15 protein-coding genes are annotated in these 22039 nt (G+C 58.5%); 10 read left to right on the plus strand and 5 right to left on the minus strand.

Annotation, left to right across the window (positions count from 1 at the left end; genetic code table 11):
- The first annotated feature begins 242 nt into the window (after positions 1 to 242).
- The 6 genes from fadB to QFW87_RS09815 all read left to right on the plus strand — a co-directional run bounded on the left by fadB (position 243) and on the right by QFW87_RS09815 (position 7733).
- Entirely contained in the window at positions 243 to 2390 is a 2148-nt protein-coding gene (gene fadB, locus QFW87_RS09790) for a fatty acid oxidation complex subunit alpha FadB (protein ID WP_283190371.1), read from the plus strand.
- Between the two features lie 29 nt (positions 2391 to 2419).
- Positions 2420 to 3595 carry an acetyl-CoA C-acyltransferase FadA gene (gene fadA, locus QFW87_RS09795; RefSeq protein WP_008007076.1) on the plus strand — a complete coding sequence of 392 codons (1176 nt, stop codon included), beginning with the start codon at positions 2420 to 2422 and terminating at the stop codon, positions 3593 to 3595.
- Between the two features lie 100 nt (positions 3596 to 3695).
- Complete coding sequence (locus QFW87_RS09800; protein ID WP_007953059.1) at positions 3696 to 3932, plus strand: DUF1653 domain-containing protein; 237 nt, start codon at positions 3696 to 3698, stop codon at positions 3930 to 3932.
- 114 nt (positions 3933 to 4046) lie between these two features.
- Positions 4047 to 6680 carry a type I DNA topoisomerase gene (gene topA, locus QFW87_RS09805; protein WP_283190372.1) on the plus strand — a complete coding sequence of 878 codons (2634 nt, stop codon included), beginning with the start codon at positions 4047 to 4049 and terminating at the stop codon, positions 6678 to 6680.
- A gap of 141 nt (positions 6681 to 6821) precedes the next feature.
- Positions 6822 to 7346 carry a DUF6586 family protein gene (locus tag QFW87_RS09810; protein ID WP_046047843.1) on the plus strand — a complete coding sequence of 175 codons (525 nt, stop codon included), beginning with the start codon at positions 6822 to 6824 and terminating at the stop codon, positions 7344 to 7346.
- Positions 7347 to 7499: 153 nt separating this feature from the next.
- On the plus strand, positions 7500 to 7733 hold the full coding sequence (locus tag QFW87_RS09815; protein WP_046048057.1) for a hypothetical protein: 234 nt from the start codon (positions 7500 to 7502) through the stop codon (positions 7731 to 7733).
- Positions 7734 to 7823: 90 nt separating this feature from the next.
- Here the strand turns inward: QFW87_RS09815 and sulA are convergent, their stop codons facing one another.
- Entirely contained in the window at positions 7824 to 8300 is a 477-nt protein-coding gene (sulA, locus tag QFW87_RS09820; protein ID WP_283190373.1) for an SOS-induced cell division inhibitor SulA, read from the minus strand.
- A 10-nt stretch (positions 8301 to 8310) separates the two neighbouring features.
- A complete protein-coding gene (gene lexA, locus QFW87_RS09825; RefSeq protein ID WP_007933171.1) occupies positions 8311 to 8919 on the minus strand; it encodes a transcriptional repressor LexA in 609 nt (202 codons plus the stop codon).
- Positions 8920 to 9148: 229 nt separating this feature from the next.
- Here lexA and QFW87_RS09830 point away from each other — a divergent pair, with 229 nt between their 5' ends.
- The 4 genes from QFW87_RS09830 (at position 9149) to QFW87_RS09845 (ending at position 15128) form a co-directional block, all read left to right on the plus strand.
- A complete protein-coding gene (locus QFW87_RS09830) occupies positions 9149 to 9856 on the plus strand; it encodes a TetR/AcrR family transcriptional regulator (protein WP_283190374.1) in 708 nt (235 codons plus the stop codon).
- Between the two features lie 159 nt (positions 9857 to 10015).
- Positions 10016 to 11026 (plus strand): beta-N-acetylhexosaminidase, encoded by a 1011-nt coding sequence (gene nagZ, locus QFW87_RS09835; RefSeq protein WP_283190375.1) that lies wholly within the window; start codon positions 10016 to 10018, stop codon positions 11024 to 11026.
- Positions 11027 to 11038: 12 nt separating this feature from the next.
- Positions 11039 to 11776 (plus strand): S-methyl-5'-thioinosine phosphorylase, encoded by a 738-nt coding sequence (locus tag QFW87_RS09840; protein ID WP_283190376.1) that lies wholly within the window; start codon positions 11039 to 11041, stop codon positions 11774 to 11776.
- A 46-nt stretch (positions 11777 to 11822) separates the two neighbouring features.
- Positions 11823 to 15128, plus strand: a complete 3306-nt coding sequence (locus QFW87_RS09845) for a DEAD/DEAH box helicase (protein ID WP_283190377.1) — start codon at positions 11823 to 11825, stop codon at positions 15126 to 15128.
- A gap of 113 nt (positions 15129 to 15241) precedes the next feature.
- On the opposite strand, the gene QFW87_RS09850 is transcribed toward QFW87_RS09845, so the two are convergent.
- The 3 genes from QFW87_RS09850 to mfd are packed head-to-tail and all read right to left on the minus strand — an operon-like array spanning position 15242 to position 21970.
- A complete protein-coding gene (locus QFW87_RS09850; protein ID WP_283190378.1) occupies positions 15242 to 17932 on the minus strand; it encodes a DEAD/DEAH box helicase in 2691 nt (896 codons plus the stop codon).
- An 11-nt stretch (positions 17933 to 17943) separates the two neighbouring features.
- The gene (locus tag QFW87_RS09855; protein WP_283190379.1) at positions 17944 to 18510 is read right to left on the minus strand and encodes a CsiV family protein; all 567 of its coding nucleotides are present in this window, start codon (positions 18508 to 18510) and stop codon (positions 17944 to 17946) included.
- 10 nt (positions 18511 to 18520) lie between these two features.
- Positions 18521 to 21970, minus strand: a complete 3450-nt coding sequence (mfd, locus tag QFW87_RS09860; RefSeq protein ID WP_095128744.1) for a transcription-repair coupling factor — start codon at positions 21968 to 21970, stop codon at positions 18521 to 18523.
- Positions 21971 to 22039 lie beyond the last annotated feature (69 nt).

Genomic DNA, 22039 nt, shown 5'->3' on the forward strand with positions numbered 1-22039 from the left:
GCGTTTCAACCAGTATTTTGGGCGATTGACAATTGTCGGAAATTCCGTGAAGGTGACGTACCCAAATCAAACGGGCGTATGAATTGAGCGTTTGTATTACAGACCGCTCCTACAGAATCCCGACTATCGCGTTGGCGGGTGTGCCGGGTGGATGGGCGTAGCATTGACTTAAACGTCCTTGCCGAGCCATTCGCCTGCGTCCGACGTGTACTGTTCAGCTTCCATATCGTGGAGATCAGTTGATGATTTACGAAGGTAAAGCCATCACGGTTAAGGCTCTTGAAAGTGGCATCGTCGAATTGAAATTCGACCTCAAGGGTGAGTCCGTCAACAAGTTCAACCGTCTAACCCTGAACGAACTGCGTCAGGCCGTAGACACCATCAAGGCAGATGCTTCGATCAAGGGTGTGATCGTCAGCAGTGGCAAGGACGTGTTCATCGTCGGCGCCGACATCACCGAATTTGTCGAGAACTTCAAGCTGCCTGATGCAGAGCTTGTTGCTGGCAACCTGGAAGCCAACAAGATTTTCAGCGATTTCGAAGACCTCAACGTCCCGACTGTCGCCGCGATCAACGGCATCGCCCTGGGTGGCGGTCTGGAAATGTGCCTGGCGGCGGACTACCGCGTCATGTCCACCAAGGCCAAGATCGGTCTTCCGGAAGTCAAGCTGGGCATCTACCCGGGCTTCGGCGGTACCGTGCGCCTGCCGCGCATCATCGGTGCCGACAACGCCATCGAGTGGATTGCCGCCGGCAAGGAAAACCGTCCTGAAGATGCGCTGAAAGTCGGCGCAGTCGACGCAGTGGTTGCTCCCGAGAAACTGCAGGAAGCTGCTCTGGAGCTGATCAAGCGCGCCATCTCAGGCGAGTTCGACTACAAGGCCAAGCGTCAGCCGAAGCTTGAAAAGCTCAAGCTCAACGCCATCGAACAAATGATGTCGTTCGAAACCGCCAAGGGTTTCGTGGCCGGTCAAGCTGGCCCGAACTACCCGGCACCGGTCGAAGCGATCAAAACTATCCAGAAAGCCGCGAACTTCGGTCGCGACAAGGCGCTGGAAGTCGAAGCCAGCGGTTTCGTCAAACTGGCCAAGACCTCTGCCGCGCAGAGCTTGATCGGTCTGTTCCTGAACGATCAGGAACTGAAGAAAAAGGCCAAGGCCTACGACGAAATCGCCAAGGACGTGAAGCAGGCTGCCGTATTGGGCGCCGGCATCATGGGTGGCGGTATCGCTTATCAGTCGGCTTCCAAAGGGACGCCGATCCTGATGAAGGACATCAACGAGCACGGCATCGAGCAAGGTCTGGCCGAAGCCGCCAAATTGCTGGTGGGCCGCGTTGATAAAGGTCGCATGACCCCGGCAAAAATGGCTGAAGTGCTCAACGGCATTCGCCCGACCTTGTCCTACGGTGATTTCGGTCACGTCGACCTGGTCGTTGAAGCTGTCGTCGAGAACCCTAAGGTCAAGCAAGCCGTTCTGGCTGAAGTGGAAGACAAGGTCAAAGAGGACACCATCCTCGCGTCCAACACCTCGACCATTTCCATCACCTTGCTGGCCAAAGCCCTGAAGCGTCCGGAAAACTTCGTCGGCATGCACTTCTTCAACCCGGTGCACATGATGCCGTTGGTGGAAGTGATCCGTGGCGAGAAGTCCAGCGAGCTGGCAGTTGCCACTACCGTTGCCTACGCCAAGAAAATGGGCAAGAACCCGATCGTCGTCAACGACTGCCCGGGCTTTCTGGTCAACCGCGTGCTGTTCCCGTACTTCGGCGGTTTCGCCAAGCTGGTCAGCGCCGGCGTGGACTTCGTCCGCATCGACAAGGTCATGGAAAAATTCGGCTGGCCAATGGGCCCGGCGTACTTGATGGACGTGGTCGGTATCGACACCGGCCACCACGGTCGCGACGTGATGGCTGAAGGCTTCCCGGACCGCATGAAAGACGACCGTCGTTCGGCCATCGACGTGCTGTACGAAGCCAAGCGCCTGGGCCAGAAGAACGGCAAGGGCTTCTACGCCTACGAGACCGACAAGCGCGGCAAGCAGAAGAAAGTCGCCGATCCGTCGGTGCTGGAAGTGCTCAAGCCGATCGTCTTTGAACAGCGCGAAGTCACTGACGAAGACATCATCAACTGGATGATGATCCCGCTGTGCCTGGAAACCGTGCGTTGCCTGGAAGACGGCATTGTCGAAACCGCTGCCGAAGCCGACATGGGTCTGGTCTACGGTATTGGTTTCCCTCCATTCCGTGGCGGTGCGCTGCGCTACATCGATTCGATCGGTGTTGCAGAGTTCGTTGCCCTGGCTGACCGGTACGCTGATTTGGGCGCGCTGTACCACCCGACCGCAAAACTGCGTGAAATGGCCAAAACCGGCCAGCGGTTCTTCGGTTAAGCGCCCCCAACTAGAGTGAGAGTGAATATATGAGCTTGAATCCTAGAGACGTCGTGATAGTCGACTTCGGTCGTACTCCGATGGGCCGCTCCAAGGGCGGCATGCACCGCAACACCCGCGCCGAAGACATGTCGGCGCACCTGATCAGTAAACTGCTGGAACGCAACGTCAAGGTTGATCCGAGCGAAGTCGAAGACGTGATCTGGGGCTGTGTGAACCAGACCCTGGAGCAGGGCTGGAACATCGCCCGCATGGCATCCCTGATGACGCAGATCCCGCACACCGCTGCCGGCCAGACCGTCAGCCGTCTGTGTGGTTCGTCGATGAGCGCTCTGCACACTGCTGCGCAAGCGATCATGACCGGCAACGGTGACGTGTTCGTGGTTGGCGGCGTCGAGCATATGGGTCACGTGAGCATGATGCACGGTGTCGACCCGAACCCGCACATGTCGCTGTACGCGGCGAAAGCTTCGGGCATGATGGGTTTGACCGCTGAAATGCTGGGTAAAATGCACGGCATCACTCGCGAACAACAGGACGCTTTCGGCGTGCGCTCCCACCAGCTCGCCCACAAGGCGACCCTGGAAGGTAAGTTCAAAGACGAAATCATCCCGATGCAGGGCTACGACGAGAACGGTTTCCTGAAACTGTTTGACTACGACGAAACCATTCGTCCGGAAACTACTCTGGAAAGCCTGGCGGCTCTGAAGCCAGCGTTCAACCCTAAGGGCGGTACCGTGACAGCCGGTACTTCGTCGCAAATCACCGATGGTGCTTCGTGCATGATCGTGATGTCGGCGCAACGTGCACAGGACCTGGGCATTCAGCCTATGGCGGTGATTCGTTCGATGGCGGTGGCAGGTGTAGATCCGGCAATCATGGGCTATGGTCCAGTACCGGCCACACAAAAAGCACTGAAGCGCGCCGGTCTTGGCATTAACGATATCGACTTCTTCGAGCTCAACGAAGCTTTCGCCGCACAGGCCCTGCCAGTGCTGAAAGATCTGAAAGTGCTCGACAAGATGAACGAGAAGGTTAACCTGCACGGCGGCGCGATCGCCCTGGGTCACCCATTTGGTTGCTCCGGTGCGCGTATCTCCGGCACTCTGCTGAACGTGATGAAGCAAAATGGCGGCACCTTCGGGGTAGCTACCATGTGCATTGGTCTCGGCCAAGGCATCTCCACCGTCTTCGAACGCGTTTAAGCGTTTTCGTTGAAGGAAGCCGGGGCCAAGTGCCCCGGTTTTTGTTTTTCTGAATTTATTTTTGTTTTTATTTTGAAAAGATTTGAGCGAGGGCCAAACCATGCCGATACAACCTGGGCTCTACCAACATTACAAAGGTCCGCAGTACCGCGTATTCAGTGTTGCGCGGCATTCGGAAACTGAAGAAGAAGTGGTCTTCTACCAAGCCCTGTATGGCGATTACGGCTTTTGGGTGCGTCCCTTGAGCATGTTCCTGGAGTCGGTCGAGGTTGACGGCGAACAGGTGCCACGCTTTGCTTTGGTGCAAGCCGAACCGAGCCTTTTTTCCAAGCCATAAGCTGAGTGCGCGCAATACCCTGCGCTTGACCTCACCTTGTAGCCACTATATATAGCGGTGCCGCGTCAGGCGCCAACCGCCTTTCACTTCTAGAATTCAGGAATTTTCTGATCCATGGGCAAATCGCTGGTCATTGTGGAATCCCCGGCTAAGGCCAAGACCATCAACAAGTATCTGGGTAACCAATACGTGGTGAAGTCGAGTATCGGCCATATCCGAGACCTGCCCACCAGCGGTTCGGCTAGCGCCAGCAAAGAGCCAGCCGCCAAGCGCGGCAAGGCCGCTGCGGGTGAAGGTCCGGTGCTCACGCCAAAAGAGAAGGCGCGCAAGCAGCTGGTCTCGCGCATGGGGGTCGATCCCGATCATGGCTGGAAAGCCAAGTACGAGATCCTCCCGGGCAAGGAAAAGGTCATCGAAGAGCTGCGCCGGCTCGCCAAGGATGCTGACACCATCTATCTCGCAACCGACTTGGATCGCGAGGGGGAAGCCATTGCCTGGCACCTGCGCGAAGCCATCGGTGGTGACGACAGCCGCTACAAGCGCGTGGTGTTCAACGAAATCACCAAGAAGGCGATTCAGGAAGCCTTCTCCAAGCCGGGCGAGCTAGACATCGACCGTGTAAACGCCCAACAGGCGCGTCGTTTCCTCGATCGCGTGGTGGGTTACATGGTTTCGCCACTGCTGTGGGCCAAGGTCGCTCGTGGCCTGTCCGCCGGTCGTGTGCAGTCGGTTGCCGTGAAGTTGGTCGTCGAGCGTGAGCGTGAAATCCGCGCGTTCAACCCGGAAGAGTACTGGGAAGTTCATGCCGACCTCGGCACCGCGAAGGGCGCAACCGTGCGCTTTGACGTGGCTCGCGAGAAAGGCGAAGCCTTCAAGCCGCTTAACGAAGCGCAGGCCATGGCCGCGCTGGAGAAGCTCAAGGCTTCCAGCTACAGCATCGTCAAGCGCGAAGACAAGCCGACCAGCAGCAAACCGTCGGCACCTTTCATCACGTCCACTCTGCAACAGGCTGCGAGTAACCGCCTGGGCTTCGGCGTGAAGAAAACCATGATGATGGCCCAGCGTCTGTACGAAGCCGGCTACATCACTTACATGCGTACCGACTCCACCAATCTCTCGGTCGATGCCGTGACGATGGCGCGTACTTATATTGAAGGTGAGTTCGGCAAGAAATACCTGCCGGAAAACCCGAACGTCTACAGCAGCAAGGAAGGCGCACAAGAGGCTCACGAAGCGATTCGTCCCTCCGATGCCAATACCGAGCCAAGCAAGTTGTCGGGCATGGAGCGCGATGCAGAGCGGCTCTACGAGCTGATCTGGCGCCAGTTCCTCGCTTGCCAGATGCTGCCGGCCCAATACTTGTCGACCACTGTCACCGTCGGTGCCGGTGACTTCGAGTTGCGCGCCAAAGGCCGCATCCTGAAGTTCGACGGTTACACCCGCGTCATGCCGCAAATTGCCAAGCCTGGCGATGACGACGTGTTGCCGGACATGGCTCAGGGCGACGCGATGAAGCTGATCAAGCTTGATCCGACCCAGCACTTCACCAAGCCGCCGGCGCGTTACTCGGAAGCGAGCCTGGTTAAAGAAATGGAAAAGCGCGGCATCGGTCGTCCTTCGACCTACGCGGCGATCATTTCGACCATCCAGGATCGTGGCTACGTAGCGCTGCACAATCGTCGTTTCTACTCGGAAAAGATGGGCGACATCGTTACCGAGCGTCTGGCCGAGAGCTTCTCCAATCTCATGGACTACGGCTTCACCGCCGGCATGGAAGAGAACCTCGATGACGTTGCTCAGGGTGAGCGCGACTGGAAGAACGTGCTCGACGAGTTCTACGGTGACTTCAAGAAGAAACTTGAAGTAGCCGAAAGCGCCGAAGGCGGCATGCGCGCCAACCAACCGGTGATGACTGACATTCCGTGTGTGCTGTGCAGTCGTCCGATGCAAATTCGTACCGCATCGACCGGCGTGTTCCTCGGCTGCTCGGGCTACAGCCTGCCGCCGAAAGAGCGCTGCAAGGCCACCGTCAACCTGGTGCCGGGCGATGAAATCGCTGCGGACGACGAGGGTGAATCGGAATCGCTGGTGCTGCGTGGCAAGCACCGCTGCCCGATCTGCAGCACGGCGATGGACGCTTACCTTCTGGATGAGAAGCGCAAGCTGCACATCTGCGGTAACAACCCGGATTGCTCTGGCTACGAAATCGAAGAGGGCACTTATCGCATCAAAGGCTACGAAGGTCCGAGCCTGGAATGCGACAAGTGCGGCAGCGAGATGCAGCTCAAGACCGGCCGTTTCGGCAAGTTCTTCGGTTGCACCAATGCGACGTGCAAGAACACCCGCAAACTGCTGAAAAGCGGTGATGCAGCACCGCCGAAGATGGATCCGGTGAAGATGCCTGAGCTGAAGTGCGAAAAGGTCAACGACACCTACATCCTGCGCGACGGTGCTTCCGGCCTGTTCCTGGCGGCCAGTCAATTCCCGAAAAACCGCGAGACGCGTGCTCCGCTGGTCATGGAAATTGTGCCGCACAAGGATGAGATCGATCCGAAGTACCACTTCCTCTGCGAAGCGCCGAAGAAAGATCCAGACGGCTTGCCTGCTGTGATCCGTTACAGCCGTAAAACCAAAGAGCAGTACGTGCAGACTGAAGTCGACGGTAAGCCGACTGGCTGGAAAGCGTACTACGACGGCGGCAAGTGGACGGTTGAAGACAAGCGCCCGGCGAAGGCTGCCAAGGCTTAACAGGTGCTGTACTGAAAAGGCCGCATGACAACCCTCGGGTTTTCATGCGGCCTTTTTGTTTTGTACTTGCGGGAAGCGGAGCTGATCCACGACACTGTCTGACCTGCGTGAAGCAATTATTTCGTTGTGGAGGCTGCCGTCATGGCCCACGAACTCTATACCCGTACCAACCAGAAGATTTACTTCGCCGGTCTGTCTCTGGAAGCGCTCGCCAGAGCCGAAGAGGGGCGGGCGATGAACTCCCTGGCGCTGATTCAAGCCGGACGCGAGTCGGCGTTGTTTCACCTGTACGGTGCCCTGTTGGGGCTGTGCCATGAAATCGCCGGTTTCTACCGCTTGCCTCAGGCCAATGCACCTCGGGCCGAGTTGCTGCTGACTCGCGAAGTGCTTGAAGCCATCGCGATTCCGGAAATGGCCGAGATGGTGGAGTTGGCCAATAATTCGGAAACCTGGCTGGCCAAACTGCTTGCGGCCCATGCTGCACTGTTTCAGCCTCCACGGGCGCCGCACAAGCCCAAGGGTGACGTGACGCAACCGCTGATCCTGGCCGTAAACCTGGATGAAGAAGAGGCTCCACAAGAGCTGAGCCGGGAAGAGCTGGAGAGCTGGCGTCAGAACCTCAAGGGGCTGGCGATTCGGTTTCGCGAAGGCCTGAACGAGTGCTGAAGGATTGAGCTGAACAATGGATGGCCCGCTGGGTTGTCCGTTCAGGTATGAGAACTGGCGGACCTTCTCTTTGTAGTGGCATCTGGTCAAGATCCCGAGCGAAGCCTGGCCGATGCCTATATAATCCCCGCCTTTCGTGGAGAACAGACCTTTATGCCAACGTCCTTTCTAGAAATTGTCGAGTTACCAGACGGCCGCATCGAGCTGCGCAGGGCTGAGGACGAGGGTTCTCTGGTTACTTTGGATTTCTCCGAGGATGCCAAAGCGTTCTTGCAGGGCCAGCACGTGGAAGTCGCCAAGGCGATGTTGAGCGTCGGCGTTCAGATGGCCGGACGATTGGTTGAAGGCGATTTCAATACGGACGAGGGGTCGCGGGTTCTTCATTGATCCCATCCGTCGGTTTTTTGCTGATATCGCTATAGGTTGGCTTCTCTATCCTTGGAGAAGCCCCGCGCTGCTCAGCGCGCGCTTTGTTTGTCAGTTACCCAATCGAATATTCAGGCTTTGTGCGTCCCCGGTCCGGGCGGCGCTGATCAACTGTTGCCGTGAAGTTGAGCTCAATGGGTTGAGCCAGCTGACCACCGTGTGACTGCGGCCCAGGCGCAAGGCCTCGCAGGTCAACTGCTGAGCGCTCTGAGTACCGCGCGGTTGCAGCAGCAGGATGCGTTCGCGGTTAAGGCCGGCGTCCCGCAACCAGGCCTGGGTCAGGCTGGCGGGCGGAGCGATCAGCGTCAGCCACCGCGCGTCCTGTTCCTGACTCAGTTCCCTGAGAATCGGCGCAAGCAGGTTCAGGCAGTTCCCGGCTGCACCACGCAGCGACAGCTCGCTGAAGACTTCGGGCTCGGCGCTCCAGGGTAACTCGACCACTTCTTTCAGGATCGGCGCCAAGGGCTGCACCATGAAAGCCTCGAACAACGGCAGTTGGGCTTGCTGTGATGTGTGTGGGAACTGCATAAAGCCTCCTTTAGCGGCGAATGACGCCGACACTCAAGCCTTCGATCACCAGTTCCTGATCTTTCAGGTTCACTTCGATAGGGGCGAATTCAGGGTTTTCGGCAATCAACCAGACCTTGCTGCCATCTCGCTTGAAGCGCTTGACGGTCACTTCATCGCCGATCCGCGCTACTACGATCTGGCCGTTGCGGGCCTCGCGGGTGGTGTGCACTGCCAGCAGGTCACCGTCGAAAATGCCCACGTCCTTCATGCTCATGCCATGAACCCGAAGTAGATAGTCGGCCCGAGGATGGAAGAATGACGGGTTGATGTTGCAGGACTCTTCGATGTGCTGCTGGGCGAGGATCGGAGCACCGGCAGCCACTCGGCCAATGATCGGCAGGGTGGATTCGTCGGCCTTGGCTTCGAAGCCGGGAATGCGAATGCCGCGGGAAGCGCCAGGCGTCATCTCGATCGCACCCTTGCGGGCCAGCGCCTTAAGGTGTTCTTCCGCCGCATTGGGCGACTTGAAACCCAGTTCCTGAGCGATTTCCGCGCGGGTGGGTGGGTAGCCGTTGTCTTCGAGGCAACGTTTGATGAAGGCCAGAATCTCTGCTTGGCGTGGCGTCAGCTTTAGCATATTGATCGCTCTGTCTTTTTATACAGTGACTGGGATTATATACAGTGGAACTGTCTTGGCAATGCCCCTTTTTTTGCCGGCCGCCAGACGGTCGATGAGCCTGCTGATTCACGCTTGCGAGTTGTATGGTTAAATAGCTGACCGACCATTCCCAAAACGAACCGTCAGGCTTGACAAGGCCTGGGCTGAAACGTATGTTTCAAACAAGTGTTTGTCAGGCGGAGTAGCCATGGCCCAGTCGGAAACCGTTGAACGCATTCTTGATGCTGCCGAGCAATTGTTCGCGGAAAAAGGTTTTGCTGAAACCTCATTGCGTCTGATCACCAGCAAGGCCGGTGTCAATCTGGCGGCGGTGAACTATCACTTCGGTTCGAAGAAGGCGCTGATCCAGGCAGTTTTTTCGCGCTTTCTCGGGCCGTTTTGCTTAAGCCTTGATAAAGAGCTGGAGCGGCGTCAAGCCAAGCCGGAGAACAAGCCGACGCTTGAAGAGCTGCTGGAAATCCTCGTCGAGCAAGCCCTGGTGGTGCAACCACGCAGTGGCAACGATCTGTCGATTTTCATGCGTTTGCTGGGTCTGGCTTTCAGTCAGAGCCAAGGGCACTTGCGACGTTATCTGGAAGACATGTACGGCAAGGTGTTCCGCCGCTACATGATGTTGGTCAACGAAGCTGCGCCGCGTATTCCGCCAATTGAGCTGTTCTGGCGTGTGCACTTCATGCTCGGCGCCGCCGCGTTCAGCATGTCCGGTATCAAAGCCCTGCGCGCAATTGCCGAGACCGACTTCGGCGTCAACACCTCCATTGAGCAAGTCATGCGTCTGATGGTGCCGTTCCTGGCAGCAGGCATGCGCGCCGAAACCGGTGTGACCGACGTAGCCATGGCCACCGCGCAGTTGCGTCCGCGCAGCAAATCAACCCCGGTTGCCGCCAAGGTTTAACCCGCACACGGGTGGGCGCGGCAGCTGACATCCGCTAAGCTAGCCGCCCATGCCGACTCTCGTTCTGAACCCGTTCCCCATTTGTATCGCCGACCTGCCGGGCATTTCCCATGGCGGCGATTGCGTGCGAGCCGGGTTTATCGTTATCAAGGAATCTCTATGACTGCTGGCCTGCAAGGCTCGTTGATGGTGGACGTCGCCGGTACCTGGCTGACGGCTGAAGATCGCCAATTGTTGCGCCAACCCGAAGTGGGCGGGCTGATCATTTTTGCCCGCAATATCGAACACCCCCGCCAGGTGCGCGAGTTGAGCGCCTCAATCCGCGCCATTCGCCCCGATCTGCTGCTGGCAGTCGACCAGGAGGGCGGCCGGGTTCAGCGTTTGCGTCAGGGCTTCGTACGACTGCCAGCCATGCGCGCCATCGCTGACAATCCGAATGCCGAGTACCTCGCCGAGCAGTGCGGCTGGATCATGGCGACTGAAGTGCTGGCCGTCGGCCTCGATCTGAGCTTCGCTCCGGTGCTGGACCTCGACTTCCAGCGCAGTGCTGTGGTCGGCACCCGTTCATTTGAAGGTGATCCCGAGCGTGCAGCGTTGCTGGCGGGAGCCTTCATTCGCGGCATGAACAGCGCCGGCATGGCCGCCACCGGCAAGCACTTTCCCGGTCACGGCTGGGCCGAGGCCGATTCCCATGTTGCGATCCCTGTTGATGAGCGCAGCCTCGACGAAATCCGCGCCAATGACTTGGTGCCGTTCACCCGACTGAGCAAGCAATTGGCTGCGGTCATGCCGGCCCACGTTATCTATCCACAAATCGATTCCCAGCCTGCCGGCTTCTCCCGCCGCTGGTTGCAGGACATCCTGCGTGGCGAGCTGCAATTCGACGGCGTGATCTTCAGCGATGACCTGTCCATGGCAGGCGCCCACGTGGTCGGCGATGCCGCCAGTCGTATCGAAGCGGCACTGACCGCCGGTTGCGACATGGGTCTGGTGTGCAACGATCGCGCGGCCGCTGAGTTGGCCCTGAGCGCCGCCCAGCGTCTGAAGGTCAAGCCGTCCGAGCGCATTGCGCGGATGCGCGGCCAGTCGTACGCCAGCACTGAATACCGTCAAGACCCGCGCTGGCTCGCAGCGGTCGGCGCGCTCAAAGAAGCTCAACTGATTGATTGAGGACTTTTCGTTATGACGGTTTACGCGATTATCGGCGGCACCGGTCTGACTCAACTCGAAGGCCTGAGCATTCGTCAATCATTGGCGGTGGACACCCCTTACGGTGCGCCTTCGGCTGAAGTGCAGATTGGCGAGTACGCCGGCAAGGAAGTGCTGTTCCTCGCGCGCCACGGTCATCCTCACCGTTTCCCGCCGCATCAGGTGAACTACCGCGCCAACCTCTGGGCGCTGAAGCAGGCCGGTGCCGAAGCGATTCTCGCGGTCAACGCCGTGGGTGGAATTCATGCCGTGATGGACACCGGATATTTCTGCGTACCGCATCAATTGATCGACTACACCAGTGGTCGCGAACACACCTATTTCGCCGATAATCTCGAACAAGTTACCCACATCGATTTCAGCTATCCCTACAGCGAAGCCCTGCGTCAGCAGCTAATCGCGGCATTGGAGGCTGAAGGCGTTGGTTTTGCCAGCCAAGGCGTGTACGCCTGCACCCAGGGGCCACGGCTGGAAACCGTCGCTGAAATCGCGAGACTGGAGCGCGACGGATGCGACATCGTCGGCATGACCGGGATGCCTGAAGCGGCATTGGCTCGCGAACTGGAACTGGATTACGCCTGTCTGGCGCTGGTAGTAAACCCGGCAGCGGGCAAGTCGACGGCAGTGATCACCATGGTCGAGATCGAGCAAGCGCTGCATGACGGGATGGGCAAGGTGAAGTCGACGTTGGCTCGGGTGCTTAAAGGCTGAGTCTTGATACCTGCGAACTACAGTCACTTTCAGAAGCGTAGATATTATGTCGGCAATTATTGAGCAACTTCATGAGCTGCCGTGGGCGGAGGCGTTCAGTCATCGCGCTCTGGATAAGGCTCGCAGATACGCTGTAGAAAGCCGGGTACAGATCCGCGAAATCGAGGACGCTTTGGTTCTCGCAATCTGCAAGGGTTCCCAAGGGAACATCTACGAACAAGCCATTGAACTCATTGAAGACACGAATGGTGATTTTGAGCTGGTTTGCTCTTGTTCGTGTCCAGTGGTGATCAATTGCAAACACTGCGCAACCGTGCTTTACAACCTGCAAGAACTCCCCGTGGACTCGTTCAAAAGCACTGCATCGGTTCAACTGAATCGCGACTTGGAGCGCTGGCTCAATGATATTCCTCGCGACGTTCCGGATCGCGATGGGACTGCGCAGAGCACCGGCACGTGCTGGGTCTACAAACTCAAAGCAACGTCCACTACAGGCAAGTGGTTGCTGGAAATTTACAAGGCTCGTCAGCTCAAGGATGGCCGCTTGCAGGACATCAAATCTGTGTACTCGCCGTCAGACGCTCTGATGCGAGAGCCCGGCTATCTGTCGGAGCTTGATCTGCGAATCGCAAGATTGCTGGTCGCCGTCCACTCCCATCATTCGTTTTACAGCGGCTATCCCCTGCAAGGCAGCAGTGGTGCCGAAGTTCTTCAATTGGCATTGAAAACCTCACGCCTGTATCTCGACTTCGAACAATTGCAGCCGCTGGTAGCTGGAAAGAGCAGGTCTGCGCAGTTTGCCTGGACCGAGCAAGCCAGCGGCAGCTTCCGTCCTCAATGGCGTAGTGACGAAGCGCCTGAGGAAACGATTCTGGCGCTGGAACCTTTGTACTACCTGGACCGCGAACGGATGGCGGTTGGGCCACTGCTAAGCGAGCTAGATGAAAAGCTGGCCTGTCATCTGTCATTGGCCCCTGACATTCCCGCACGTCAGGCCATGCAGTTCAGCCATCGGATGAGTACTGCAACTCGAGTCGTGCCTCCACCGCATGCATTGACCGAGCGGATCGTCGACGACGTTGAACCCCAAGCCTTCCTGGCGCTTGCAAGCACCAACCGTTACAGGAACTGGAAGTACGAACCCGAGCATCGCGCGGCATTGGCGTTTACCTACAACGGCCACATGGCGGCGGACAAAAAATCCTCAGAAGTACTGATACTGTCCGGCACCGAAACCCAGCGCATTCAACGCAAACCCGTGGCTGAAAAAGCCTTGCGCCAAGCCTTGCAAAAACAGGGCTTCAAAAAGGCCACCCGTAAAAGTGATGCGCTACCCGATAGTGCAGGCGAAATGTTCGATTTGCCGGACGACTCGGCTTGGCTGGTTTTTGTGCAGTCCGGGGTCCCGGCGCTCAGAGAGGCAAATTGGCAGATCCGTATCAACGAGGGCTTTCATTTCAATTTGCAGCCTATAGATGAATGGTATGCCGATGTCGAGGAATCTCCGGGGCGCGAATGGTTTGATCTGCAGTTGGGTGTCGTGGTCAATGGCGAGCGACACAGTTTGCTGCCGATTCTGTTGCAACTGTTGCGCAGGCAACCGCAGTTGATGGATCCGGGTAACCTGGCCTTGCGCGACGATGACGATCAGGTGCTGATCGATCTCAATAGTGGTCAACTCGGTGCCAAACCTGGCATCAAAGTCGCGCTGTCCCTCGGACGGATCAAGCCGTTAATGGCTACGCTCAGTGAGTTGTATTTAAACGCGACCAGCGGTGATTCGCTGCGCTTGAGTGGCCCTGATGCGGCGCGCTTGAGTGCGCTTGAAGGCCTGCCATTAGTGTGGCAGGGCGGCGAGCGTTTACGTAGTTTCGCAAAACGCTTGCGTGAATCGACTCAGCAAAACGTTGCTGCTCCTCAAGGCCTCAACGCCGCACTGCGGCCTTATCAGCTTGAAGGCCTGAACTGGATGCAAACCCTTCGTGAGCTGGAGGTCGGCGGTATCCTCGGCGACGACATGGGCTTGGGCAAGACGCTACAAACCCTGGCTCATCTGCTGTTGGAAAAGCAGTCGGGTCGACTCGATCTTCCGGCACTCGCTGTGATGCCGACCAGCCTCATTCCCAACTGGCTCGACGAAGCGGCACGCTTCACCCCGCAGCTGAAAGTCTTGGCGCTGCATGGCGCCACTCGGCAAAAGGACTTCAGCAACCTTGCCGAATACGATTTGGTGCTGACCACCTATGCGTTGTTGCCGCGTGATCTTGAGGTTTTGCAGCCTCAGGTCTGGAGCGTGCTGATTCTCGATGAAGCGCAGAACATCAAAAATCCGCTCAGCAAAGCCGCTCAGGCTGCCCGTGATCTGGAGGCCCGGCAGCGTTTGTGCCTGTCCGGCACGCCGTTGGAAAATCACCTCGGCGAGCTATGGTCACTGTTTCACTTCCTGTTGCCCGGCTGGCTTGGCGACAGTAAAACCTTCAATCGCGACTACCGCACGCCGATCGAGAAACACGGCAATAGCGAGCGGATGCAGCACCTGACAGCCCGGATAAAGCCCTTTCTGCTACGCCGCAAGAAAGAACAGGTCGCCACCGAGTTGCCGCCAAAAACCGAGATCGTGCATTGGGTCGAACTCAGCGATGGGCAACGCGATGTCTATGAAACCGTGCGTGTGGCGATGGACAAGAAGGTGCGTGACGAAATTGCCCGAAGCGGTGTTGCGCGTAGCCAGATCATCATTCTCGACGCCTTGCTCAAGCTGCGTCAGGTGTGCTGCGATCTACGGCTGATCAAAATGCCCCTGACGGCGAAAGCACTTCGTGCGGGCAGCGGCAAGTTGATCGGCCTGATGGAGATGCTCGAGGAGTTGCTCAGCGAAGGCCGCAAGATTTTGTTGTTCTCGCAGTTCACGTCGATGCTTGCATTGATTGAGGAAGAATTGCAGCGGCGAGGGATCGGTTATTCATTGTTGACGGGTGAAACGACGGATCGGCGCACACCGGTCAAAGACTTTCAGGGCGGCAAAGTGCCGTTGTTTCTGATCAGTCTCAAGGCAGGCGGGACAGGACTGAACCTGACAGCGGCGGACACGGTGATCCACTTCGATCCCTGGTGGAATCCTGCCGTTGAAAACCAGGCGACGGACCGTGCTTATCGTATCGGTCAGGATAAGCCGGTGTTCGTCTACAAGATGATTGCGCGTGGCACGGTGGAAGAAAAAATACAGGCGCTGCAGCAGGAGAAGGCGGCGCTGGCCGGGGCGGTGCTTGAAGGTGGGACGACGGGTGGATGGAAGCTTGAGCAGAGTGATATTGAGGCGTTGTTTGCGCCATTGCCTGATCCCAAGTTCTGATACCCGGTCTTTTCAGGAAAACCGAGGCGACCCCATCGCGGGCAAGCCACGCTCCCACAGGTTCAGTGACTTCCCGTGGGGGCTTGCCTGCGATAGCGATCTTACAGTCGCCGCTATTTTTCGAGTTTATCCGGCAACGGCGCAAACAACGCTTCAATATCATCACTCTGCAACTTCCAGTCCCCGGTTTTGCGCCCATCCAGCACGCCAGCCGCCAGGTCGGATTTTTCCTTCTGCAGATGCTGAATCTTCTCTTCCACCGTGCCCCTGGCAATCATCTTGTAGACAAACACCGGTTTCTCCTGACCAATGCGATACGCCCGGTCAGTGGCCTGATTCTCCGTCGCCGGATTCCACCACGGATCATAGTGAATCACCGTGTCGGCTTCGGTCAGGTTCAGGCCGACGCCACCCGCCTTCAGGCTGATCAGAAAGATCTGACGCTTGCCGCTCTGGAAGTCTTTTACCGGGGCGCGCCGGTCGCGGGTCTGCCCGGTCAGCAGCGCATAATCGACTCCGCGTTTTTTCAGCTCATCTTCAATCAACGACAGCATCGAAGTGAACTGCGAGAACAGCAGAATCCGCCGACCTTCATCGAACAATTCCTCAAGCATTTCCATCAGGCTGTCGAGCTTGCCCGACGTGCTGCCGCGAGTGGGCAGGGTGGCATCGTTGACCAGGCGCAAATCGCAGCAGACCTGACGCAGCTTCAGCAGCGCCTCAAGAATGATGATCTGGCTGCGCGCCACGCCCTTGCGGGTGATCTCGTCGCGGACTTTCTTGTCCATGGCCAGGCGCATGGTTTCGTACACGTCGCGCTGGGCTTCGTTGAGCTCGACCCAATGGATGATTTCGGTTTTCGGCGGCAACTCGGTCGCCACTTGTTCCTTGGTTCGACGCAGCAGGAACGGTTTTATCCGGCCGTTGAGGTGCTGAAGTCGAACTTCGCTGGCGCGTTTTTCGATCGGCACGCGGTAATCGCGGTTGAAGCTTTTCACGTCACCCAGCCAGCCGGGCAACAGGAAGTGAAACAGCGACCACAGTTCACCCAGGTGGTTTTCCAGCGGTGTGCCGCTCAGGCACAGACGCTGTCGGGCATTCAATTCGCGGGCAGCATGGGCGGCCTTGCTGTTGGGGTTCTTGATGTATTGCGCCTCGTCCAGAACCAATACATGCAAAGGTTGCGCCGCCAGACGTTCGACGTCCTTGGGCAGCAACGCATAGGTGGTCAGGATCAGGTCGTAATCGGCCAGCGTGTCGAAATGCTTTTTGCGACTGGCGCCGTACAGTGCCAGCACGTTGAGTTGCGGCGTGAAGTGCGCCGCTTCATCCAGCCAGTTGGGGATCAGGCTGGTGGGCATCACCACCATGCACGGCCGATCGAGGCGTCCGGCGTTCTTCTCGCAGAGAATGTGCGCCAGGGTCTGTAGGGTTTTGCCCAGACCCATGTCGTCTGCGAGAATCCCGCCGACTTCCAGTTGTCGCAACGACTGCATCCAGCTCAAGCCTTCCAGCTGATAGGGGCGCAAGATCGCGTTCAAGCCTTCCGGTGCGGTCGCGGTGAAGTCCTTGATGTCCCGCAGCCGCTGGGCAAAAGTGCGAATTTGCTCGCCGCCCTCCCAAAGCAACGGCAAGTCTTCCAGCGGATTCAGGCGCGTGGCATCGGCTTTGCTCAGGCGCAGCGTCGTTTCGCCGGGCCCTTGCAGGTAGAACTCGCCGAGGGTCGCCAGCACCGGTTTCAATCGGCCGAAGGGCAGGGCGACTTGCAGCGGGCCGTACTCAGAGTTCGGGCGATTGGGAATGTTCACCAGGATCAACTCGTCGTCGCGACGTCGGGCGAGGCGTTCCGGGTTGAGGATCTCGGTGTGGGAACGCATCAGGTTCAACAGGATCGGCAGCAGACTGAGCCGCTCGCCGTTGACGATGATCCCCAGTTCCAGATCGAACCAGTCGCGCTCCGGTGCCTGTTCTACGGTGGCGTACCAATCGTCCACGGCAGTCAGGTCGAAACCGAAGTCTTCGTCGATCTGCAACTCCCAACCCTGGGTACGCAGCTTCGGCAGTTCATTGAGGGTGAAGGTCAGCCAGGCGCTGTCGTTGACCATCTCGAAAAGTTCGCCCGCACTTTCCGGCAAGGCCTTGCTTTGCCGGGTTGCGACTTTGAATCCGAGGATTCGCAGCTGTTCCCTGTAGGTCTGTTCGACTTCCGGGTGACGTTTTATCCGAAGCGTCTGGGTTTCCTGACGGATCAGGATGTCAGCGTTCTTCTGCCCGGAAACGTATTCATCCAGATAGCTGAAAGACAGCGCCGCGCGATGCTGAATATAACGCTGCATCTTGCCATTGCGCGGTTCGAAGGCGCTGAACTCGATGCTCGCCAGCCATAGGCGCGGCACCGGTTGCACGTTATCCACCAGCACTTGCGGTGGCGCCTTCGGGCTGCGGTTTTCCAGTACGGCTTGAAGTTTTTCCAGCAGCTCGGCGTCTTGCGCGGCGGCGGGGTAAGCCAGGGTTTCCTGCACTTTCAGCAGCACCGCCGCGCAGTGCTTGCAGTTGCTGTGGACCGGGCAGGTGCAGGTGGCGTCAATCATAAGCAACGTGGCTTTGGCTGACTCGCGCAGGCGAATGGTCTGACGGTAAACGTTGCCGCCAGAGCCCTCGCAGGCGGCAATGATCGTGGCGTCGCCAGCCTCGACGATCCTGACGCGGTTCTCCAAAGCGTAGCGACGGCCGCGCTCCAGGCTCTGTTCCTTGAATCGGCTGACCCAGGAAGGTGCCAGGGGTTTGCTCAGGGTCGGGGGCATAAGGACTTCAATCAGTCCGGAATTTCATCGGGGACTGGCCGAGGCGCAGGGGCAGTCAGCGAGGTGATCTTGATCAGCAGGCCGAGATGGCCGTTGTCTAGGAAGTTCAGCTGGCCGTTCTTGGTGTGGCTTTCCTGTTTCATGCGTTCGCTGGCGGTCACCATGCCATTGGCGTCGATCTGGTTGACCCAGAAGTCTGCGTCGACGTCGGTGAAACGTCCCAGTTTCATGCTCAGCGTGCCCTCGATCGGGAACTGGCCGAACTGTTCTTTGCCCTCGCTGATCGCAACTTTGCTGGCTTCTTCGCCAAGGTTCTGTTGCCAGGCCTTGTGCAGCAACACCGTGTATTCATTGCTGGCGGTGAGTTTTTCCACTTCGGCATTGAGGCTCGGTGTGCGCAGGCTGTCGGGGTTGATGGATTGAGCTCCGGCAGCCCAGTCTTCCGGTGCGGCGCGGCTGACGATTGCGGGCACGGCGTTTTGGCGGACCAGAATCATTTCTATCTGGTACAGGTCATCGGCAAACGTCGTCGGCGCAACCAGGGTCATCAACAGGATCAGTGAGCGAAACAGGCGCATGCGGCGTCCTTCAAGCAGTTTTCGGAATGAGGTGCTCAAACAGCGCCTCTACAGTATTAAAGCGCTCTTCCGGGCGCTCCATTGGCACCTGGAATTTAAACATCGTGGCGCCTTCGAATTTGTAGCGTTTGGGCTGGCTCTGGATCAGTTTGATCAGCGTCAGCGGGTCGACCGGGGTTTGCGTCGCGAACTCGATTCGGCCACCTTGCGGGCCGCCGTCGACTTTCTTGATACCCAGTAGCTCGGCCTGCAATTTCAGCGCGGTAATGCGCATCAGGTTCTTGGTCGGTTCCGGCAGCAGACCGAAACGATCGATCATCTCCACCTGCAAGTCCTTGAGGCCTTCCTCGTCGGTGGCCGAGGCGATGCGTTTGTAGAGAATCAGTCGGGCGTGTACGTCCGGCAGATAGTCCTCGGGAATCAACGCCGGTACCCGCAGATTGACTTCCGGACCACCGCCGAGCGGTTGATCGAGGTTCGGTTGTTCGCCCTTGCGGATCGACTTCACCGCGCGCTCGAGCATTTCCATGTACAGCGTGAAACCGACGGCCTGGATCTGTCCGCTCTGCCCGTCGCCGAGCAGTTCGCCGGCGCCACGGATTTCCAGGTCGTTGGTGGCGAGCACGAAGCCCGCACCGAGGTCCTGTGTATTGGCGATGGCTTCCAGACGTTTTTCGGCGTCAGGCGTGATTTGCTGGCGCGGAGGCGTCAGCAAATAAGCATACGCCTGGTGGTGACTGCGACCGACCCGGCCGCGCAACTGGTGCAGCTGCGCCAGGCCGAACTTGTCGGCACGCTCAATGATGATGGTGTTGGCGCTCGGCACGTCAATGCCGGTCTCGATGATGGTCGAGGCGATCAGCACGTTGAAACGCTTGTGGTAGAAGTCGCTCATCACTTGTTCGAGATCGCGTTCGCGCATCTGCCCGTGGCCGATGCCGATCCGCGCTTCCGGCACCAGTTCGGCGAGGTCGGCGGCGCATTTCTCGATGGTCTTCACGTCGTTGTGCAGGTAATAGACCTGACCGCCACGCAACAGCTCACGGAGCAAGGCCTCTTTGACCGTGCTCTTGTTCTGCTCCATGACGAACGTCCGTACCGACAGTCGACGGGCCGGCGGCGTGGCGATGATCGACAGATCGCGCATGCCCGACACGGCCATGTTCAGCGTGCGCGGAATCGGCGTGGCGGTCAGGGTGAGGATGTCGACTTCACTGCGCAGGGCCTTGAGCTGTTCCTTCTGACGGACACCAAAACGGTGCTCTTCGTCGATGATCACCAGCCCCAGGTTTTTGATTTTTACGTCGTCTTGCAGCAGCTTGTGCGTGCCGATGACGATGTCGATCTTGCCTTCGGCCAGATCCGCGACCGCAGCATTCACTTCTTTGGTCGACTTGAATCGGCTCATCACTTCCACGCTCACCGGCCAATCGGCGAAACGGTCGCGGAAGCTGTTGTAATGCTGCTGGGCGAGCAGGGTGGTCGGTACCAGAATCGCCACTTGACGCCCGCCATGCACCGCGATGAACGCGGCGCGCATCGCCACTTCGGTCTTGCCGAAACCAACGTCGCCGCAGACCAGACGGTCCATCGGTTTCGGCGCGAGCATGTCGGTGCGCACGGCTTCAATGGTGGTTTGCTGGTCCGGAGTTTCTTCGAACGGGAAGCCGGCGCTGAAGGTCGCGTAATCGGCTTTCGGGTCGGCGAACGCATAACCTTCGCGGGCGGCGCGGCGGGCATAGATGTCGAGCAGTTCGGCCGCCACGTCGCGCACCTGTTCGGCGGCTTTGCGTTTGGCTTTCTGCCAGGTCTCGGAGCCGAGACGGTGCAGTGGGGCCAGGGCATCGTCGCTGCCGGTGTATCGGGCGATCAGATGCAGGTTGGCCACCGGCACATAAAGCTTGGCGTTTTCGGCGTATTCGAGGGTCAGGAACTCGGCGGCCTGACTATCGATTTCCAGAATCGTCAGCCCGAGATAGCGACCGACACCGTGATCGATGTGCACCACCGGCGCACCTTCGCGCAGCTCGGTGAGGTTCTTGATGACGGCATCGTTGTTGGCATCGGCGCGTTTCTCGCGGCGACGGCGCTGCATCACGCGCTGACCGAACAACGGGCTCTCGGCGACCAGGGCCAGGGCCGGATCGTCGAGTACCAATCCTTCGTCGAGCGGCGCGATGGTGATCGCCAGGCGCTCCTTGCTCGCAACAAAGTCCGGCCAGCTGTCGACGGTTTTCGGTCGCAGCTTCAGGCGTTCCAGCAACTCCAATAGCACTTCACGACGGCCCGCCGACTCGGCGGTAAACAGCACGCGACCGGGGAACTCATCAAGGAAGCCTGCCAGCGCCGCCAACGGTTGAGTGGCCTTGGCTTCGATGGCCAGGTTCGGCAGCTCCCGAGCGGGAAAGCGCTCGCGGCCGACGCCGGTTTCAACGTCCTGTTGACTGGCGACCACGCGCGGCCAGTTTTTCAGGCGAGCGAAGCAATCTTCCACCGGCAGGAACAGTTCAGCTGGCGGCAATAAAGGACGGGCCGGATCGACGCGGCGCTCTTCATAACGATTGCGCACGTCGTTCCAGAAGTTTTCAGCCGCCTGCTCGATGCCCGGCAGGGAAAACACTTGCGTGTCCTGCGGCAGGTAATCGAACAGCGTGGAGGTCTCATCGAAGAACAGCGGCAGGTAGTACTCGATACCGGCCGGTGTAATCCCGCTGCTCAGATCCTGGAAGATCGGGCAGCGACGGAAGTCGACATCGAAACGCTCGCGGAAGCGCGCCTTGAAGCGGGTGACCGCATCCTTTTGCAGCGGAAACTCTCTCGCTGGCAGGAGGCGAACCGTTTCAACCTTGTCGATGGAGCGCTGGTTTTCCGGATCGAAGGTACGAAGGGTCTCGATTTCGTCGTCGAACAGGTCGATGCGGAAAGGCAGTTTGCTGCCCATCGGGAACAGGTCGATCAACGAGCCACGCACGGTGAATTCGCCATGCTCATAGACAGTGTCGACGTAGCGATAGCCGCTGGCCTCAAGCCGGGTGCGCATTTGCTCGACATCGAGCTTCTGGCCGATGTCCAGCACCAGGCTGCTGCCGAGCAGGAATTTGGTCGGTGCCAGGCGATGCAGAGCCGTCGTGATAGGCACGACCAAAACGCCATGACTCAGCTCCGGCAATCGATACAACGCGGAGATTCGCTGGGAAATAATGTCCTGATGCGGCGAAAACAGATCGTAGGGCAGCGTTTCCCAGTCCGGGAAATGCAGCACTGGCAAATCCGGGGCGAAGAAACTCAGCTCCTGTTCCAGCCGTTCGGCACTTTGGCTGTCGGCAGTCAGTAGCAGGGTGAAGCGCTTGGCAGCGCTGGCGGCCTCGGCAATGGCCAGGCTCAGGGCGGCACCGGGCAGGTTGCCCCAGTGCTGTTTACCTGCCGCGGCAGGGAGAAGCGGTAGACGCAGAACGGGCACGGAAGGTTGAGCTCCAAGCGTTGCGACAAAGTCGGTAATTGTAACGGTCCCGGGTGCCGCCTGTCAGTT

This window comes from Pseudomonas sp. PMCC200344 (assembly GCF_030053095.1).
GTDB classification, from domain to species: Bacteria; Pseudomonadota; Gammaproteobacteria; order Pseudomonadales; family Pseudomonadaceae; genus Aquipseudomonas; species Aquipseudomonas svalbardensis.

Bases quoted from the DNA above. Each gene is read 5' to 3' on its own strand.
- fadB (WP_283190371.1), top strand. From the start codon at position 243: ATGATTTACGAAGGTAAAGCCATCACGGTTAAGGCTCTTGAAAGTGGC.
- fadA (WP_008007076.1), top strand. From the start codon at position 2,420: ATGAGCTTGAATCCTAGAGACGTCGTGATAGTCGACTTCGGTCGTACT.
- QFW87_RS09800 (WP_007953059.1), top strand. From the start codon at position 3,696: ATGCCGATACAACCTGGGCTCTACCAACATTACAAAGGTCCGCAGTAC.
- topA (WP_283190372.1), top strand. From the start codon at position 4,047: ATGGGCAAATCGCTGGTCATTGTGGAATCCCCGGCTAAGGCCAAGACC.
- QFW87_RS09810 (WP_046047843.1), top strand. From the start codon at position 6,822: ATGGCCCACGAACTCTATACCCGTACCAACCAGAAGATTTACTTCGCC.
- QFW87_RS09815 (WP_046048057.1), top strand. From the start codon at position 7,500: ATGCCAACGTCCTTTCTAGAAATTGTCGAGTTACCAGACGGCCGCATC.
- sulA (WP_283190373.1), bottom strand. From the start codon at position 8,300: ATGCAGTTCCCACACACATCACAGCAAGCCCAACTGCCGTTGTTCGAG.
- lexA (WP_007933171.1), bottom strand. From the start codon at position 8,919: ATGCTAAAGCTGACGCCACGCCAAGCAGAGATTCTGGCCTTCATCAAA.
- QFW87_RS09830 (WP_283190374.1), top strand. From the start codon at position 9,149: ATGGCCCAGTCGGAAACCGTTGAACGCATTCTTGATGCTGCCGAGCAA.
- nagZ (WP_283190375.1), top strand. From the start codon at position 10,016: ATGACTGCTGGCCTGCAAGGCTCGTTGATGGTGGACGTCGCCGGTACC.
- QFW87_RS09840 (WP_283190376.1), top strand. From the start codon at position 11,039: ATGACGGTTTACGCGATTATCGGCGGCACCGGTCTGACTCAACTCGAA.
- QFW87_RS09845 (WP_283190377.1), top strand. From the start codon at position 11,823: ATGTCGGCAATTATTGAGCAACTTCATGAGCTGCCGTGGGCGGAGGCG.
- QFW87_RS09850 (WP_283190378.1), bottom strand. From the start codon at position 17,932: ATGCCCCCGACCCTGAGCAAACCCCTGGCACCTTCCTGGGTCAGCCGA.
- QFW87_RS09855 (WP_283190379.1), bottom strand. From the start codon at position 18,510: ATGCGCCTGTTTCGCTCACTGATCCTGTTGATGACCCTGGTTGCGCCG.